Origin of the sequence: Salegentibacter sp. UBA1130, from assembly GCF_002311535.1 — a bacterium.
GTDB classification, from domain to species: Bacteria; Bacteroidota; Bacteroidia; order Flavobacteriales; family Flavobacteriaceae; genus Salegentibacter; species Salegentibacter agarivorans.
Genome location: NZ_DCAP01000020.1, coordinates 262,456 through 279,968 on the forward strand (window position 1 = coordinate 262,456; position 17,513 = coordinate 279,968).

At 38.3% G+C, this 17,513-nt stretch carries 16 protein-coding genes; 3 read left to right on the forward strand and 13 right to left on the reverse strand.

Annotation, left to right across the window (positions count from 1 at the left end; genetic code table 11):
• Nucleotide 1 precedes the first annotated feature (1 nt).
• From B4F31_RS06640 to B4F31_RS06650, 3 genes are all read left to right on the forward strand, one after another.
• On the forward strand, nt 2-559 hold the full coding sequence (locus B4F31_RS06640; protein WP_075324896.1) for a hypothetical protein: 558 nt from the start codon (nt 2-4) through the stop codon (nt 557-559).
• A gap of 10 nt (nt 560-569) precedes the next feature.
• Nucleotides 570-1,175 (forward strand): inorganic diphosphatase, encoded by a 606-nt coding sequence (locus tag B4F31_RS06645; protein ID WP_286760952.1) that lies wholly within the window; start codon nt 570-572, stop codon nt 1,173-1,175.
• A 91-nt stretch (nt 1,176-1,266) separates the two neighbouring features.
• Complete coding sequence (locus B4F31_RS06650) at nt 1,267-1,470, forward strand: hypothetical protein (protein WP_075324898.1); 204 nt, start codon at nt 1,267-1,269, stop codon at nt 1,468-1,470.
• Between the two features lie 81 nt (nt 1,471-1,551).
• On the opposite strand, the gene ftsZ is transcribed toward B4F31_RS06650, so the two are convergent.
• From ftsZ to mraZ, 13 genes are all read right to left on the reverse strand, one after another.
• Nucleotides 1,552-3,591, reverse strand: a complete 2,040-nt coding sequence (ftsZ, locus tag B4F31_RS06655) for a cell division protein FtsZ (protein WP_286760953.1) — start codon at nt 3,589-3,591, stop codon at nt 1,552-1,554.
• 119 nt (nt 3,592-3,710) lie between these two features.
• Nucleotides 3,711-5,078 carry a cell division protein FtsA gene (gene ftsA, locus B4F31_RS06660; RefSeq protein ID WP_075324900.1) on the reverse strand — a complete coding sequence of 456 codons (1,368 nt, stop codon included), beginning with the start codon at nt 5,076-5,078 and terminating at the stop codon, nt 3,711-3,713.
• A gap of 3 nt (nt 5,079-5,081) precedes the next feature.
• Nucleotides 5,082-5,798 (reverse strand): cell division protein FtsQ/DivIB, encoded by a 717-nt coding sequence (locus B4F31_RS06665; protein ID WP_075324901.1) that lies wholly within the window; start codon nt 5,796-5,798, stop codon nt 5,082-5,084.
• Nucleotides 5,788-7,143, reverse strand: coding sequence for a UDP-N-acetylmuramate--L-alanine ligase (murC, locus tag B4F31_RS06670; RefSeq protein WP_075324902.1), 1,356 nt, complete (start codon nt 7,141-7,143; stop codon nt 5,788-5,790). The genes B4F31_RS06665 and murC overlap by 11 nt, the downstream gene beginning before the upstream one ends.
• A gap of 63 nt (nt 7,144-7,206) precedes the next feature.
• The gene (murG, locus tag B4F31_RS06675; RefSeq protein ID WP_075324903.1) at nt 7,207-8,301 is read right to left on the reverse strand and encodes an undecaprenyldiphospho-muramoylpentapeptide beta-N-acetylglucosaminyltransferase; all 1,095 of its coding nucleotides are present in this window, start codon (nt 8,299-8,301) and stop codon (nt 7,207-7,209) included.
• A gap of 81 nt (nt 8,302-8,382) precedes the next feature.
• Nucleotides 8,383-9,591, reverse strand: coding sequence for an FtsW/RodA/SpoVE family cell cycle protein (locus B4F31_RS06680; protein ID WP_075324904.1), 1,209 nt, complete (start codon nt 9,589-9,591; stop codon nt 8,383-8,385).
• Between the two features lie 63 nt (nt 9,592-9,654).
• Nucleotides 9,655-11,022 carry a UDP-N-acetylmuramoyl-L-alanine--D-glutamate ligase gene (gene murD, locus B4F31_RS06685; RefSeq protein WP_286760954.1) on the reverse strand — a complete coding sequence of 456 codons (1,368 nt, stop codon included), beginning with the start codon at nt 11,020-11,022 and terminating at the stop codon, nt 9,655-9,657.
• 6 nt (nt 11,023-11,028) lie between these two features.
• Entirely contained in the window at nt 11,029-12,267 is a 1,239-nt protein-coding gene (gene mraY, locus B4F31_RS06690; protein WP_075324906.1) for a phospho-N-acetylmuramoyl-pentapeptide-transferase, read from the reverse strand.
• 35 nt (nt 12,268-12,302) lie between these two features.
• Nucleotides 12,303-13,769 (reverse strand): UDP-N-acetylmuramoyl-L-alanyl-D-glutamate--2,6-diaminopimelate ligase, encoded by a 1,467-nt coding sequence (locus B4F31_RS06695; RefSeq protein ID WP_286760955.1) that lies wholly within the window; start codon nt 13,767-13,769, stop codon nt 12,303-12,305.
• On the reverse strand, nt 13,766-15,757 hold the full coding sequence (locus tag B4F31_RS06700; RefSeq protein ID WP_286760956.1) for a penicillin-binding protein: 1,992 nt from the start codon (nt 15,755-15,757) through the stop codon (nt 13,766-13,768). The genes B4F31_RS06695 and B4F31_RS06700 overlap by 4 nt, the downstream gene beginning before the upstream one ends.
• On the reverse strand, nt 15,758-16,075 hold the full coding sequence (locus tag B4F31_RS06705) for an FtsL-like putative cell division protein (protein ID WP_075324909.1): 318 nt from the start codon (nt 16,073-16,075) through the stop codon (nt 15,758-15,760). It lies immediately after the preceding gene.
• Between the two features lie 14 nt (nt 16,076-16,089).
• On the reverse strand, nt 16,090-16,986 hold the full coding sequence (rsmH, locus tag B4F31_RS06710) for a 16S rRNA (cytosine(1402)-N(4))-methyltransferase RsmH (RefSeq protein WP_075324910.1): 897 nt from the start codon (nt 16,984-16,986) through the stop codon (nt 16,090-16,092).
• The gene (gene mraZ, locus B4F31_RS06715) at nt 16,973-17,440 is read right to left on the reverse strand and encodes a division/cell wall cluster transcriptional repressor MraZ (protein ID WP_093304274.1); all 468 of its coding nucleotides are present in this window, start codon (nt 17,438-17,440) and stop codon (nt 16,973-16,975) included. Before mraZ ends, rsmH begins: the two co-directional genes overlap by 14 nt.
• Nucleotides 17,441-17,513 lie beyond the last annotated feature (73 nt).

Consider the following 17,513-nt stretch of genomic DNA (forward strand, 5'->3'; position numbering starts at 1 on the left):
AATGAAAAAATCTTTGCTACTTATTCTTGGTTTAACTTTAGGTTTAACCTCCTGCCAAAAAGATGAAGACAATCCTTTTTTAATTACCGCTAACCAGGTGGGGCCAGTAAACCGGGATATTAAAATTAATCAGTTAGATTCCCTGTTTTCTGAAGATTCTCTTGTTAAACAAAAAAGTGGCGCCGAAGAATTTCGGGCTACCAGTGAGATTAAAGTTTTTGAAAAAGGAGGCAAACCCTTAATGATCTTAGAACCACTGCAGGAATTTGATTCTACCAGCACTATTGGCTACATAAGAGTTCTTGACCCAAGGTATGAAACCAAAAGCGGCTTAAGTACGGCGAGTACATTTAAAGATATTATGAAAGATTATAATATTTCCAGAATTGAAAATACCCTTAACGCGGCAGTGGTTTTTTTAGATGAGATAAACGCTTATATCACTATAGACAAAAAGGAACTACCTTCAGATTTAAGGTATGATACCGATTCCAAAATTAGGGCGTCACAAATTCCAGACGAGGCCAGGATCAAGTATTTTATGATTTACTGGGACTAAAATTTAGAAAATGAAAATTTTTCGCTTCGGTATTTATTTAGGATTATTTCTAATTTTTTCAGCCTGTAAAACCTCAAAAGATTTGGGGAAATTACCAACCAAAACCAGTAATGGAAATTACCAGGCAGTAATTGAAATCCCGGCGGGAACCAATAAAAAGATTGAATACCATAAAACCCAAAAGAAATTTTTGGTAGACCAAAGAGATGGTAAAGATCGTATTATAAACTTTCTGCCTTACCCAGGGAATTATGGGTTTATTCCTTCAACATTTTCTGATCCCAGGAAAGGAGGTGATGGTGATGCGGTAGACGTGTTGGTACTTGGCGAAAGTCAAAAAACGGGTAGTATTATAGAAATTATCCCTATTGCGGTGCTCAAGCTAATAGACGAAAATGAATTTGATTATAAAGTTATTGCTATTCCGGCCCAAATAAAAGATCAAATTATTAATGTTGAAAATTATAAAACCTTCAGTTCAAATTATCCTGAAGTAATTAAGATCCTGGAAAGCTGGTTTACTTATCACGATAAATCCCAGGTTTTAGAAATTAAAGGCTGGGGCGATGAAGCCGATGCAATTTTAGAAATAGAAAAGTGGATTTCTAAACCTTAACCATTAAGCTCGTTTCTTTAAGAAATGTTAATCGCGCTTTGATTTTCAAACATTTGGTTACCTTTAATCTCCTAACCAAAACATTTTAGTTATGATTAAAGTCTTAGGAATTATCTTAACTGTTGGCGGTGCTATTGCACTGGTAATGGGAATTCTGGGAATTTTTGGAAGTATTGCTCTTATGTTAAGCCCCTGGGCGCTGGCCATTATTGGTTTTATTTTCTTTATTTCAGGAATTTCTCTCATTAAAAGAAGAAAGGATACCGAAGATATTGAAGCCGAGAAAAAAACTTAAATAAGAGGTTTTATAAAATCAAAAAAGGTGCCCATTGCGAGGCACCTTTTTTTATGAACAGTAATATAAAAAAGATTGGTGTTAGTCTACATTATCGTGTAAAAAAGAATTGTTTCTTCTAAAATGAAGATCATCATTATCGTCTTTCCCTAAGGTAGTGCGCGATAATTTTCCTTCTCCCGGTTGATTTTTATCCAGGTCTACGCCCTGTCTTTTGTAAGCAGGTTGTTTTTCAATTTCATCAATTTGGGCGGCATTACTTCTAAACTTGTAATTAAATTCTTTCATTTTCGCCCTACGCTCGGCAGCACGCTCAATTAAAACTTCAGAAATAGGATTATTAAACGGGTCTTCTTCGCCTTCATTTTCTTCCTGTTTCTTTTCAGGAGTTTGAGGTTCGGGTTTTACCGTTTTCTTTTCAAAAGCAATGGTTTCATCCTTTGGCTCCTCTTTCTTCTTAGTTTGTGGTTTAGACCTGTCTAAAGATTGCTCAAATTCCATATAATCGTCCAGGCTGTAACGTTTCACTCCACGAGTAGAACTCTCGGTTACCGGTACGATTTCTACCGGTTCGTTCACTTCAATATTCTTAGACTCATCTTCTTCAAGCTGATGTCTAATTTCCTTTTGCTCTGGTTTTGGCTGTTTAGTTTGAGCTTTAGGATCTTCCCGTTTTGCTTGTTCCTTTTTTGGTTCCTCTCTTTTCTCCTGATTTATAGGAAAATCGAAAGTGAACATTATTTGCTCTTCATTATCATTTTGAACCTCTTCAGGCTCATTCACTTCCATAGATTTAATTTCTTCTGAAGTATCATTAATGATAAAATCATCAGGATTTATTTCTTCATAAGAAACTTCCATATCCCGCGCTGATTTTGGCGTTTTGTAAAGCTCGTCTTCCTTTACCTGAATATTCCCGACCTCGTCTACTTCTTCTACACTATCGTCCAATGTGTGTACAATGGTATTATCAGGCTCCGGTGTATTTGATTCTTCTTCCTGTTTTGGTTCTTCAACCTGTTGATTGTGTTTTGGATAAAAACCTCTTTTCTTAGGATCTAATTTTTGTTCAGCTTTTTGATCATCCTCCAGCGTGTGGATAATCTTTTTGGTTTCGGTATTTACAATTTCGTTTTGTTGCTCTACGTTAAACCCCGTAGCGATAATTGTTACTGAAATTGCATCATCTAAAGCTTCATCTTCACCAACACCCATAATAATATTGGCGCTGTGCCCGGCTTCTGCCTGGATATGGTCATTGATTTCTCCAATCTCATCAATAGTAATTTCCTCGCCACCCGAAACAATTAGCAGTAATACGTTTTGGGCACCGGTAATCTTATTATCGTTTAATAAAGGAGAATCCAATGCTTTACTTATAGCATCCTGAGCCCTGGTTGCACCAGTGGCCTGGGCCGATCCCATAATTGCTGTTCCACTGTTACTTAATACCGTCTTAGCATCCCTAAGGTCAATATTTTGCGTGTAGTGATGGGTAATTACTTCAGCAATACCCCTTGAAGCGGTAGCTAAAACCTCATCGGCTTTAGAGAAACCGGCTTTAAAACCAAGGTTCCCATAAACTTCCCGAAGTTTATTATTATTGATCACGATTAAGGAATCTACGTGACTTCTAAGTTTTTCTACCCCAAGTTGGGCTTGCTCGTTCCTCATTTTCCCTTCAAACTGAAAAGGAATGGTCACGATCCCAACGGTAAGGATATCCATATCTTTTGCCTGTTTCGCAATAACAGGGGCTGCCCCTGTACCGGTACCACCTCCCATACCTGCGGTGATAAATACCATCTTGGTATTTACATCAAGCATTTGTTTAATTTCATCAAAACTTTCTACGGCTGCCTGCTCCCCAATTAACGGGTTAGCACCGGCTCCTAATCCTTCGGTTAGGCTTACACCTAATTGTATTTTGTTAGGAACGGGACTATTATCAAGGGCTTGTGCATCGGTATTGCAAACCACGAAATCTACTCCTTTAATTCCTAACTGGAACATGTGGTTTATAGCATTGCTGCCTCCACCACCTACACCAATAACCTTAATGACGTTCGATTGATTCTTTGGCAAATCGAATGCAATGTTGTCGAATTCTGTACTGCTCATAAATTCTGTTTTACTGGTTCTCTCTTTTACTCACTAAGTGAGATTTAATATGCTTCAACGCTTACGTTGAAATGTTTTTACTTTTTACTTCTATTCCTCGTAGGATTACCTCGAGGTATTTACTCTGCGTTATCTAAAAAATCTTTAAACTTCTCTGCCCATTTATCAAAAATGCTCTTTTTGGGCGGTCTTTTTGAAGCTTCGGGATCCTGCCTCAAATCTTCACCTTCCGGTGGATTTTGCTCAAAATCTTTCTGCAACTCCTCTTCTTCTCTTTCTCTTTCTTCTTTGCTTTTTAGCACAACTTCTTCCTGAAACTTCTTTTCACCGTGTTCCAGGCTATTCATTACCAATCCTACCGCTGTGGCATAAACCGGGCTGGTAGTTTCGGTATCGTTATTTCCTGCAAGGTGCTCGTTAGGATATCCAATTCTGGTATCCATCCCGGTAATATATTCGGCAAGTTGTTTAATATGCTTCAACTGTGCTCCACCACCTGTTAAGACCATTCCGGCAATTAACTTCTTCTTTTGTTCTTCGTGCCCGTAGTTTTTAATTTCCAGGTAAACCTGCTCAATAATTTCAACTACACGAGCGTGGATAATTTTTGAAAGGTTTTTTAAGGTGATTTCCTTAGGTTCCCTTCCGCGTAAACCGGGAATGGAAACAATCTCATTGTCTTTATTTTCTCCAGGCCAGGCAGATCCAAACTTAATCTTAAGCAATTCTGCCTGTTTTTCTATAATTGAACATCCTTCTTTAATGTCTTCGGTAATTACATTTCCCCCAAAAGGAATTACGGCGGTATGTCTAATTATTCCATCTTTAAAAATGGCTAAATCGGTAGTACCACCACCTATATCTATAAGTGCCACCCCTGCTTCTTTTTCTTCCTGACTCAATACGGCATTAGCTGAAGCCAATGGTTCTAAAGTCACTGCCGAAAGTTCTAATCCGGCGCTTTTCACACATCTTCCAATGTTTCTAATGGAAGAAACCTGGCCAACCACTACGTGAAAATTAGCTTCTAACCTCCCGCCATACATTCCAATAGGTTCCTTGATCTCTGCCTGGCCGTCTACCTTGAATTCCTGAGGTAAAACGTGAATAATCTCTTCACCAGGCAACATCACCAATTTGTGAACCTGGTTGCAAAGGCTATGTATATCATCGGCATCAATCACCTCTTCGGGGTTTGGCCTGGTAATATAATCGCTATGTTGAAGGCTTCTTATATGCTGGCCGGCAATACCAACCACTACATCACTAATTTTTAATCCTGAATCTGCCTCAGCTTCCTGAATAGCCTGCTGTATAGACTGAATAGTTTGGGTAATATTATTTACCACCCCGCGGTGAACACCAAGGCTTTTGGATTTCCCAATACCTACGATCTCTACCTTTCCATATTCGTTCTTACGTCCAATCATGGCCACAATTTTTGTGGTACCAATATCTAATCCTACGGCTATCTCGTTGTGTTCCATAATTTACTTTTTAGTGCAAACAACCTGATCTCCAAATTGTAAATTCACTTTTTTGTAGGTCTCTAATTTCTCGTCTTGTAAAGCTTTTTTATAAAATGCTTTAAAATTATTGAACTTTAAGGCTATATCATTGGCTTTGCCGAAATACACCTTAAAGTCTAATTTTCTCATTTCCAGTTCAAATTTATCTCCGGGCAAACGTTTAACACCGGTGATATGTCGGGTTAAAAATTCATCTTTCTGAATATAATCTACCAGCGGATATGCTGTAATTACGTTGCTGGAGTCTACTCCCATAAGCAGTGGTACCCGTGCAGCATAGTATGGGGAAAGCGGCATTACCTGCCCATTCCTGTCTAAATAAAAAGAAGAATTCCCCACTATTCTACCAATGGGTTTACGCTGACTTATTTTAGTTTGGAGTTTCCCATCCAGACTTAAAAAAGCTTCAGCATTTTCTATCATATCGTGATTATTCAACAGGCTCTCTACCCTATTCAAATCTAAAATTTCTTTGTCTATGCCCGCCGCGGCCACATCATTTTGTATCAACAACTTATTAACCGCTTCCTCAGTAACATACAGGTTTTCACCCGTTACAAATTGCACTTTTACCTCACTCACTTTTCGGGAATTATTCCGTTTTTCTGCAAAACCGAACAGAAATCCCACTAAAAGGAGTAAAACGGGCAGTTTTATGTAGTTTAGCTTAAGCTTCATCCTGCAATCCATTTTTTATAGATTCCACTTCTTCCCCAATACTGCCTGCGCCCATTAGCACCACCACTTCCGGATTTGATCTTTTTACTTCTTCAATAATATTTTCTTTTTGAATTAATTTCTTTGAATTATTATTTACTTTTTCCAGTAGCCAGCCTGAAGTAACACCTTCAATTGGCAATTCTCGCGCCGGATAAATATCCAGCAACATCAACTCATCAAATAAAGACAGACTTTCAGCAAAATCATCAACAAAATCTTTCGTTCTGCTGAACAAATGCGGCTGAAAAACTGCCAAAACCTTCTTCCCGGGATGCATTTCCCTTATGGCCTGGTTCACCGCAGCGATCTCTGCCGGATGGTGTGCATAATCGTCTATAAGCACCAACTTATCTGACTTAATTTTATAAGAAAATCTACGTTTAACACCTTTAAAACTATATAACGCCCTGGATAGCCTGGGGATTGGGGATCCATATTGGATAGCCATCGCCAGGGCGGTTATAGCATTTAGCAAATTGTGTTTGCCGGGTAGATTAAACTTAAAATCTTCAATAACTCCGTTAGGAGTTTTTAGATCAAAATGATACGTTCCATTTTCGATCTTTATATTTTGAGCCGAATAATCGGCATTGTCTTCTATTCCAAAAGTAATTCCATCCAGCGGCAAGCCATTTTTCACCAATAAAGTTCCATTTTGAGGAACTAGCTTTGCGAATTGCCTAAAGGTATCTTCCAGCTCTTCTTTTTTGCCATAAATATCTAAATGATCGGCATCCATAGAGGTTACCGCTGCAATATTTGGTGAAAGATGAAGAAATGAGCGATCAAATTCATCGGCTTCAACTACAATAACTTCGTCACCTTTTAGGATTAAATTGCTTTGAATATCTTCACTAATTCCACCTAAGAATCCGGTTACTTTCGCATTGGTTTCTTTAAGCAAATGCCCTAAAATTGCCGTAGTGGTAGTTTTACCGTGAGTTCCAGCTACCGCTAAAGTGGTTTTTCCTTTAGAAATTAATCCGAGCACAGAGGCTCTTTTCTTTAGGTTGAAATCATTATTCTTAAAGTAAACCAGTTGTTCGTGACCGGCAGGAACCGCGGGTGTGTAGACAACCAGCGTATTTTCTTTATCTGTAAATTCAGCTGGTACCAACTTCATTTTTTCATCATAAACCACAACAATATCTTCAGCTTCCAGCGTTCTGGTAAGTGAAGTTGAAGTTTTATCGTAACCGGCCACATTTTTTCCCAAGAATTTAAAGTAACGCGCCAACGCACTCATCCCAATACCGCCAATACCGATAAAATAAATGTTTCGTATGTGGTTTAAATCCTGCATTTATATTTTAATCTCACGTCATTCTGTCCCAATCTTTCGGGATTATTTCAGAATCTGATTTGCTTACTTCTTAATCAATTTCTCTACTTCGTCTACAATCCTTGCGGTTGCATTTGGCAAAGCCAGTTTTTTAATATTTTCTCCCAGTTCTTCTTGCTTCTCTTCGGAAGCCATTAATGCGAAAAACTCGGTCTCAAATTTTTCATCCAGTTCATTTTCCTTCAACATCATCGCGGCATTTTTCTTTACTACCGCCATTGCATTCTTGGCCTGGTGGTCTTCAGCTACATTTGGGGACGGAACAAAAAGCACCGGTTTTCCCACAATACTTAATTCTGAAACCGTGCCCGCTCCAGCTCTTGAAATAATAACATCTGCAGCGCCATAAGCCAAATTCATTTCATTCAGAAATAAATGCGTTTGCACCAAACCTGAATTGTACTTTTTATATTCTTCGAAATACAGCTTCCCGGTTTGCCAGATAAGCTGAATATTTTCTTCTTTAAATCTTTCTAAATTGGCTTCCACCAATTGATTTATTCTTCTTGCGCCAAGGCTCCCACCTAAAACCAGCACTACTTTTTTGTCTTTTTCAAGACCAAAATGTGCAAGAGCTTTTTCCCTGTTTTCGTCAATTTTCAATAAATCCTGTCTAACCGGGTTACCGGTAATTACAGTTTTTTCAGCAGGAAAAAATCTTTTAACCTCTTCATAAGCGGCACAAATCTTATCGGCCTGTTTTGCCAAAAGTTTATTGGTTATTCCTGGAAAAGAATTCTGCTCTTGAATAAGAGTTGGAATGCCATTCGAGTTTGCCACTTTTAGTAATGGCCCGCTAGCAAAGCCGCCCGTTCCAATCACCACATCTGGTTTAAATTCCCTAATTATTCTTCTGGATTTCGCCAAACTGCTTAACAGCTTAAACGGAAACATTAGATTGCTCATCGTTAACTTTCGCTGAATTCCACTAATCCAAAGACCTTCTATTTTGTAACCGGCTTGTGGTACTTTCTCCATTTCCATCCTGTCACTGGCACCAACAAACAATATTTCGGCTTCAGGATAACGTGTTTTTATCTCGTGGGCAATAGCAATGGCCGGGTAAATATGCCCGCCTGTGCCGCCTCCAGATAATATTACACGTAAATCCTTTTTCATTTTTTTAAATTTCCATCCCTATTTTTGGAACTTAATTACATTTATATCTTTCGCAATTTCTTTCGTCCAGCATCATGCTGGTTATATAGCTTCGCTTAAAATATCTAGTGGATTTTCATTATCCAGTTCCTTTTCAGCTTCTTCCCGTTCTTTCATTTCCTCACGTTTGGCGCTTACACTTAAAATAATTCCAAGTGCCATACAGGTCATCCAAATGGAAGTTCCCCCGCTACTTATTAAAGGCAAAGTTTGTCCTGTAACCGGAAATAACTCTACCGCAACTCCCATATTTATCAATGCCTGGAAAATTATTGGTAAACCAACTCCCATAACCAGTAGTTTTCCAAAAATCGTATTAGCCTTGGTAGCTACGATCACAATCCGGAAAAGCAATAGCAAATACGCCAACATTACTCCGAAGGCACCTATTAAGCCCATTTCTTCAACAATTATCGCGTAGATAAAATCTGAAGAAGATTGAGGTAAAAAATTTCTTTGCACACTTTTACCAATTCCTGTCCCTGCAACTCCGCCAGTGGCTATGGCAATTTTTGCTTTTTCAATCTGGTAATCGGCTTCGGTATCTTCATCGTTAGAAAAACTTTCAATTCGGCTTGCCCATGTATCTACCCTATTTGGTAAAAGCCCCGGAAAAGCTTTAGCCGTAAGAATAAACATAGTCAACAAAATCAAACCTGCCGCTACAATAATTCCAAGGTATTTTATTGGATATCCTCCTAAAAACATCAACACCAGCACCATAGAAAAAACGATGGCAGTTGTGGAGAAATTGGCCGGCAAAATTAAGGATAATACCACTCCTACAGGCAACCAAAGCGGTAAAATTGACTCTTTAAAAGTGAGATTCTCATTGGTTTTTTTAGAGAGGTAACGCGCCACATAAATCATTAAAACTACCGATGCCAACGTAGATGACTGAAACGAAACCCCTAAGCCCGGAATTTGGATCCATCTACTCGCATAAGCACCGTCTATCATTGTTCCCTGGGCAACCGTATAAATTAACAACACAATTACAACCGGCAAAAATAAGATGGAAAGCCCCCGGAAATAATGATAGGGAATTTTATGTACAGCAAAGAGCAAACAAAAACCTAAAAGCAAATGGAAGAAATGCACCACCACATACTGGAAAGTGCTGCCATCTCCATATAAATACGCAAGATTACTACTGGAACTGTAAACCGGCAAAAATGAAAATATTGCCAACAGCCCGGCCGTAGCCCAGATAACCTTATCGCCTTTAAGATTTGAAAAAATGTTGCTCATTTAATTCTTTAATTTCCTTTTATCGAACCTCATCCTGAACTTGTTTCAGGATCTAAGCTCTTTTTATAGATCTCTAACGGCATCTTTAAACTGACGTCCTCTGTCTTCGTAATTTTCAAAAAGGTCAAAACTTGCACAGGCAGGAGAAAGTAAAACCGAATCTCCTCTTTCAGCGAGACTATAAGCCATTCTTACAGCTTCTTTCATAGATTCTGTTTCAACAATTGTATCTACACAATTCCCAAAGTTTTGCATTAGCTTTTGGTTATCTACTCCCAGGCAAATAATTGCTTTTACTTTTTCATTTACCAGTGGTAGAAGATCGTCGTAAACATTTCCTTTATCTACTCCTCCAACAATCCAAACGGTTTCACTTTCCATACTTTCCAAAGCATAAAAAGTTGCGTTTACATTAGTTGCTTTAGAATCGTTTATATACTGAACATTATTAATTTTCAGCACTTTTTCCAGGCGGTGTTCTACCCCCTGAAAACTCTCCATACTTTCACGAATAGTTTCTTTTCTAATTCGCAATAATTGGGAAACAGTGGCCGCAGCCATCGCATTTTTAGTATTGTGTTTACCCTGTAAACCTAATTTTGTTGTTGGCATATTAAATTGTTTGTTTTTTATATTAACTATAATATTTTCGTTCTCTATGTATGAGCCATTTTCTACTTTTTGCTGAAGGGAAAACGGTATTTTTTGCGCTTTTACCGGGTGTCTATCCAACCAGTTTGTGATAATTTCATCGTCTAAATCGTAGATAAAAAAATCATCTTTAGTTTGATTTTCGGCAATCCTGAATTTTGAAAAAACGTAATTCTCCAGTTTATGTTCATAACGATCTAAATGATCGGGCGTGATATTGGTTAACACCGAAATATCAGGCCTAAATTCTTTAATCCCGTCTAATTGAAAACTGCTTAATTCCAGCACAAACCAGTCGGGATTTGTTTCAGCGACCTGTTTTGCAAAGCTGTCGCCTACATTCCCTGCCATTCCCACATTTACGCCTGCATTTTTTAAAATATGGTGCACAAATTTTGTAGTGGTGGTTTTCCCGTTGCTGCCTGTAATCCCAATAATTTTTGCTGAAGTAAAAGCGGCAGCAAATTCAATTTCTGAAATCACCGGAATACCTTTCTCTACTAATTGTTTTACAATTGAAACAGTTTCCGGGATTCCGGGACTTTTCATCACTACATCGGCATCTAAAATCTTAGCTTCAGTATGAATTTCCTCTTCCCAATCGATCTTCAATTCTTCAAAAACCGATTTATATTTTTCTTTTATTTTTCCTTTATCTGAAACAAAAACCTTAAAACCTTCCTTCACGCCTAAAATAGCAGTCCCAGCACCGCTTTCGCCGCCGCCAAGGATCACCAGTTTTTTACCGGAATTGTTAGTATTTTGAGTTTCAGTTTTCACTATTTCTTATCTTACTTTTAGCGTGATTATAGTTACAATGGCCAGAAAAATTCCAATAATCCAAAAGCGCACTACTATTTTACTTTCGTGGTATCCTTTTTTCTGATAATGATGATGTAAAGGAGACATCAGGAAAATTCTTCGGCCTTCGCCATATTTTCTTTTGGTAATCTTAAACCAGGCTACCTGCATAACCACCGATAGGTTTTCCATTAAAAAGATTCCGCATAAAATGGGGATCAATAATTCTTTTCTTGTGGCAATTGCGAGTACGGCTATAATTCCACCAATAGTTAAACTACCAGTATCGCCCATAAAAACCTGTGCAGGATAAGTGTTGTACCATAAAAATCCGACCAAAGCACCCGCAAAAGCACTTATAAAAATCGTCATCTCACCAGATCGCGGGATGTACATTATATTGAGATAATCTGAAAAAATTATGTTACCCGAAACCCAGGCAAATATCCCAAGCGTGAGCACAATTATTGCTGAAGAACCAGCGGCGAGACCATCTATTCCATCGGTCAAATTGGCGCCATTGGAAACTGCAGTCACAATAAATATTACGATTGGAATAAAGATTAACCAGGCATAATTTGCCAAAGCAGGATTTATCCAACTAATCAAGCTGGAATAATCGAACTCGTTATTTTTCACAAAAGGAATTGTGGTAGTGGTAGTTTTAATTTCCGGGCCCATTTCCCTAATATTCTGAAAGCTATCTACCAGCTCTTGTTGCTCTGGCGCCGGCTCATTTGTTTCTTCTTTTACGGTAACTCCCGGATGCAGATACAAAGTGCCACCTACAATTATTCCCAGGCCAACCTGCCCCAGGATTTTAAATTTCCCCTGCAGGCCTTCTTTATCCTTTTTAAATGTTTTAATGTAATCGTCTATAAAACCTATAGCTCCCATCCAAAGGGTGGTTACTATAAGCAGGATTACATAAATATTCTCCAATTTAGCAAAGAGTAAAACAGGAATTAGCGTGGCGAAGATTATAATAACCCCGCCCATAGTTGGTGTACCCGCTTTTTCGCTTTGTCCTCTAAGTCCTAAATCTCGTACACTTTCCCCAACCTGTTTTGCCTGTAAATAATTGATTATTCTTTTTCCGTAGATCGTAGAAATAGCCAAAGAAAGGATTATAGCCATCGCCGATCTAAAGGAAATGTACTCAAACAAGCGCGCCCCGGGCACCTGGTATTCTGCATCTAAATATTGAAATAAATAGTATAACATATTTTCTGGTTATTCTTCCAGTGGAAAAAGTGGGCTTACTTATTTAATTGTTTCAAAAATTCGGTCACTATCTTAAGGTCATCGAAATCTTTACGCTCTCCATTTACCTCCTGATAGGTCTCGTGACCCTTACCTGCGATTAAAATAATGTCGTTTTCACCGGCCATTTGGCAGGCAGTTTTAATTGCCTGTTTTCTATTGGTTACCGACATAATTTTCTTAAAATTCTGCGGTTCAACCCCGGCTTCTACATCCTCAATAATTTTATCGGGATCTTCAGTTCTCGGGTTATCACTGGTAAATATCACTTTAGTACTTAAAGCCGAAGCAATATGACCCATTTTTGGCCTTTTAGATTTATCGCGATCTCCGCCGCAGCCTACAACCGTAATAAGCTCCTCGTTTTTTGTACGAATGCTATTTATGGTTTCCAGAACATTTTTTAAAGCATCTGGCGTGTGGGCGTAATCTACGATCGCCGTAATTTTCTCTTCTTTTGAAATGATATATTGAAACCTTCCACTAACCGAATTTAACTCACTAATAATCTTTAAACTTTCCAGATTTTCAAGGCCTAAAAGTTCTGCCGTAGCATAAATAGCCAAAACATTGTAAGCGTTGAAGCTTCCTATGAGGCGTGTCCATAATTCCTGGTCGTTTACTTTCAGCAATAATCCAGTGAAAGAATTTTCAAGAATTTGCGCTTTATAATCGGCGTAAGATTTTAGGGCGTAAGTATATTTTTGAGCTCTAGTATTCTGAAGCATTATCTGCCCATTCTTATCATCGGTATTGGTTAGCGCAAATGCTGAAGCCGGTAATTCATCGAAAAACCGCTTTTTTACATCGCGGTATTCAGCGAAACTGCTGTGATAATCTAAATGATCGTGGCTAAGATTGGTGAAAATTCCGCCGGCAAATTCCAGGGCGGTGGTTCTATGCTGATCTATCCCGTGCGAGCTCACTTCCATAAAGCAAAACTCCACACCTTCATCATTCATCTGCTTTAAATACTTATTGATGGTAATAGAATCTGGAGTGGTTCTCACTGCATCATAAGAGTTTTCAGCAACCATTACTTTTACCGTAGAGAGTAAACCGACTTTAAAACCTGCTTTTGTAAATAAATTATATAAAAGTGTAGCAATCGTAGTTTTTCCGTTGGTCCCGGTAACACCTACAAGTTTTAATTTTTCTGAAGGATTATCGTAATAATTTGCAGCCATAAAAGCTAAAGCCTGTTGGGCATTTTCTACTTTTATATAGGTTATTCCATTTACAATTTCCTTCGGAAATTCTTCACAAATAACCGCGAGTGCGCCCTGATTTATAGCCTGCTCAATGAAGTTATGCCCATCTGAGATACTACCCCGAATAGCTACAAAAGCATCGTTTAATTCAACCTTTCTTGAATCAAACTGAAGCTTATTTATAGTTACCGAAGTATTTCCAACCACGGCATCGATCTGTACTTTATATAATATGTCTTTTAAGACTCTCAACCTATATTTAAATTTACTTGTTGATTAGTTTTTATTTTCTGCCCTGCCGTAATTGATTGTCCGTTAACTTTTCCGGTGCCATTGAAATTGACTTTTAAACCAAGGTTTTCTAAAAGCGAAACAGCATCCATAGCCGGCATCCCGGTCACATCTGGCATTACTATTTTCTCATTATCAATTTTCGCAAAATATGCATCAAAATCGTCTGTCACTTTATCATTCTGAATATCGAGGGAAGGCAGGGTATCCATTACCGGGGTATCAGTATAAATCTTTTGGGCGATTTGTTTAAAAACCGGTGCGGCAACGATATTTCCATAATATCCTTTACTCCTTTTCGGTTTATGAATAATCACAATACAGGAATATTTAGGATCTTCAGCTGGAAAATATCCCGCGAAAGAAGAGATATATCTTCCCGGTTCAATCCAGTATTCTACCTGACAGGTTCCTGTTTTTCCGGCCATAGAAAAGTTTGGCGTATAAATATTTGCAGCTGTACCTTTTTCTACAGTTTGCTGCATCATTTTTTGAAGTTTTTTAGCAGTTTCGGGAGAACAAATTCTAGGATTCATCACCTCACGTTCAACCTTTAAAATACTTTTGTCCCACTCTTTTACCTCTTTAATAAACCGCGGCTTTACCATTTCCCCATTATTGGCAATAGCATTGTAAAAGTTCAGAGTTTGCAAAGGTGTAATGGAAACTCCATAGCCAAAGGCCATCCAGGGGAGGCTTAAACCATTCCAGTTTTTATCTTTAGGATGAGGAATTCTAGGCGATCCTTCTCCTTTTATATCCAGGCCAATTTTACTATTTAAGCCCATATCGTATAACTTATCTACAAATTTGGCCGGATTGTCTTTATAACCTTCAGTAATAATTTTAGTGAATGCTGTATTGGAAGAAACCTCAAATGCCTTGGCCGCAGATATCTTTCCATAGCCACCGTGACGCGAATCCCTTACCGGCCTTCCATAATATCGTACCACACCATTTTCAGTATCTATAACCGAGCTGGTATCTATCACGCCATCTTCTAAAGCGGCGGTCATGGCCATTAGCTTAAATGTAGAGCCTGGCTCGTGCGACTCGTAAACCGCATAATTTCTTTTTTCAAAATAAGTCCCTGTTTCAGTCCGACCAAGATTAGACATTGCTTTGATCTCACCGGTTTTGGTTTCCATAACCACTACAGTACCGTGATCTGCTTCAAAATATTCAAGTTGCTTCAGTAAAGCGTGGTGCGCAATATCCTGAATATTCACATCTATAGTAGAGATCACATCATAACCATCTTTAGGCTCTACCTCATTATTATCACTTATAGGTTTCCACTGGCCTTTGGCAATTTTTTGTTTTAATCTACGGCCATCTGTTCCTCTTAAATAAGAACTAAAAGCACCTTCCAGTCCTACACGGGTAAAATAGCCATTCTCATCCTGGCGTTCGTAACCAACCGTACGCTCTCCCATTTTTCCAAGTGGATGCTCCCGAACTGTTCTTTGCTCTACAATCATTCCACCTCGGTAAGTTCCCAAATTGAACATAGGAAAGCTTTTCACTTTCATATATTCTGAATAGCCAAGATTTTTTGCAATAGGTAAATAACGCTGGCCGTTAGCTCTTGCCTGTCTTAAATATTGAGACCAATATGCTGCAGATTTCCCAAACATCTCGGTTAGGCTATTGGAAAGAGGCACTATATTTTCCTGGAAATTTTTATCTGAAACGGTAACCGCATCAAACCGGATATCGTATTTAGGAACTGAAGTTGCTAAAAGATTGCCTTTGGCATCATAAAGATTTCCACGGCTGGCGGGAATTTTAAAACTTCTTACCGTGCGCTCTTCTGCCAGGTTGCGGTAATGATCTCCTTCTACAAACTGAATATCCAGCAGCTTCACGCCCACCCCCACAGCGAAAATGAACATACAGGCCGCAACCACGTATAATCTATTCAATATGCCTTTTTCAGATGTAGCCATTTACTCCTTTATATTCACTTTTATTTTATAAGGAGGATTCTCGGAAGGTAGAATACCTCTATCTTTCATTTTTTGCGTAATTGTAGATTCCATTTTAATACGCATAAGCGCTGAACGGCGATCTACAAACTCACTTTTTAATTCTCTTACTTCTGTATGAAGTTTTGCAATTTTATGCACCTTCCTTTCTGCACTGTGCGAACTCGCAATCATAATAATAGCGAGCAGCGTACAAAAAACTATAAAGCGCCAGTTGTTTACCGCATCCCTGCTAATAAGAAAATTAGCCCGTAGTATGTTGTAAAAACCCTTTTTCATAAAGTTTCAAAAAACTATAATTTCTTAGCTACTCTTAGCTTGGCACTTCTTGCCCTGTTATTCTCCTTAATTTCTTCCGCCGAAGGCACTATAAGTCCGCCCACTTTTTTAAAGGGAACTGAAATATTTCCGTAGAAATCTTTTTCGGGTTCACCTTCAAACAATCCGCTTCTTATATATCGCTTCACCAATCTATCTTCCAGTGAGTGGTAAGAAATAAGACTAATTCTCCCATTTTTCACCACCAGCTCTTCGGTTTGCTTCAAAAACTCTTTTAAAGCTTCAATTTCCTGGTTTACTTCTATACGAATTGCCTGGTAGATCTGCGCCAGGATCTTATTTTCTTTTCCTTTAAAAAGGTGCGGTTTCAGCAAATCATTTAATTGTTCACTACTTTCTATAGCTTTTTCTTTTCTTGCTTCAACAATCAAATTCGCCAGCTTTGGCGCATTTTTTAAATCGGCATAATCATAAAACAGCTTTTTAAGCTGTTCTTCAGTATATTCATTGATTACCTCAAAAGCACTTAAATTGCTTCCCTGGTTCATTCTCATATCAAGACGCGCATCAAAACGCGTAGAAAAACCTCTTTCAGCTTCATTAAACTGATGAGAGGAAACTCCAAAATCACCTAAAATTCCATCAACTTTTTTTATTCCATAAAACCTCAAAAACCTTTTAATAAACCTGAAGTTTTCGTGAATAAGTATAAATCGCGGATCTTCAATTTTATTTTCCAGCGCATCCTTATCCTGATCGAACGCAAAAAGTTTTCCTTTTGGCCCGAGCCTGTTTAGAATTTCTCTGGAATGACCACCGCCACCAAACGTAACATCCACATACACGCCATCTTCTTTAATATTAAGACCGTCTACAGATTCTTTTAATAAAACCGGATTATGATATTGCATCTAAATCATCGTTTCCCATTACTTCTTCAGCCAATTCAGCAAAATCGTCTGAAGTTTCATCAATGGTGTTTTCGTATTTATCTTTATCCCAGATCTCTATAATATTTACTGCTGAAGAAAGCACGATCTCTTTGCTAATCCCGGCAAAAGCCACAAGATCTTTCGGAATTAAAAGTCTTCCATTTGAATCTACCTCCACCATCTTCACACCAGCCTGAAATTTTCTAATAAAATCGTTATTCTTCTTTTTGAAGCGGTTTAGCCCGTTAATTTTTTGCATTAAAACATTCCATTCCTGCATTGGATATAACTCCAAGCAAGACTGAAAAACCGAACGTTTTAGCACAAAACCATCCTGCAACATAGGCGCAAGCTGCTTTTTTAACGCCGAAGGGACCATTAACCGGCCCTTGGCATCTGCTTTACATTCGTATGTTCCTATGAGGTTTACCACTTCTATACTTTATAGAGTCAAATATATTGAAAATTTTACCACATTTTACCACTTTCTACCACTTTGTTGATAA

Coding starts and splice junctions, on each gene's coding strand:
- B4F31_RS06640 (WP_075324896.1), top strand. CDS start 2: ATGAAAAAATCTTTGCTACTTATTCTTGGTTTAACTTTAGGTTTAACC.
- B4F31_RS06645 (WP_286760952.1), top strand. CDS start 570: ATGAAAATTTTTCGCTTCGGTATTTATTTAGGATTATTTCTAATTTTT.
- B4F31_RS06650 (WP_075324898.1), top strand. CDS start 1,267: ATGATTAAAGTCTTAGGAATTATCTTAACTGTTGGCGGTGCTATTGCA.
- ftsZ (WP_286760953.1), bottom strand. CDS start 3,591: ATGAGCAGTACAGAATTCGACAACATTGCATTCGATTTGCCAAAGAAT.
- ftsA (WP_075324900.1), bottom strand. CDS start 5,078: ATGGAACACAACGAGATAGCCGTAGGATTAGATATTGGTACCACAAAA.
- B4F31_RS06665 (WP_075324901.1), bottom strand. CDS start 5,798: ATGAAGCTTAAGCTAAACTACATAAAACTGCCCGTTTTACTCCTTTTA.
- murC (WP_075324902.1), bottom strand. CDS start 7,143: ATGCAGGATTTAAACCACATACGAAACATTTATTTTATCGGTATTGGC.
- murG (WP_075324903.1), bottom strand. CDS start 8,301: ATGAAAAAGGATTTACGTGTAATATTATCTGGAGGCGGCACAGGCGGG.
- B4F31_RS06680 (WP_075324904.1), bottom strand. CDS start 9,591: ATGAGCAACATTTTTTCAAATCTTAAAGGCGATAAGGTTATCTGGGCT.
- mraY (WP_075324906.1), bottom strand. CDS start 12,267: ATGTTATACTATTTATTTCAATATTTAGATGCAGAATACCAGGTGCCC.
- B4F31_RS06700 (WP_286760956.1), bottom strand. CDS start 15,757: ATGGCTACATCTGAAAAAGGCATATTGAATAGATTATACGTGGTTGCG.
- B4F31_RS06705 (WP_075324909.1), bottom strand. CDS start 16,075: ATGAAAAAGGGTTTTTACAACATACTACGGGCTAATTTTCTTATTAGC.
- rsmH (WP_075324910.1), bottom strand. CDS start 16,986: ATGCAATATCATAATCCGGTTTTATTAAAAGAATCTGTAGACGGTCTT.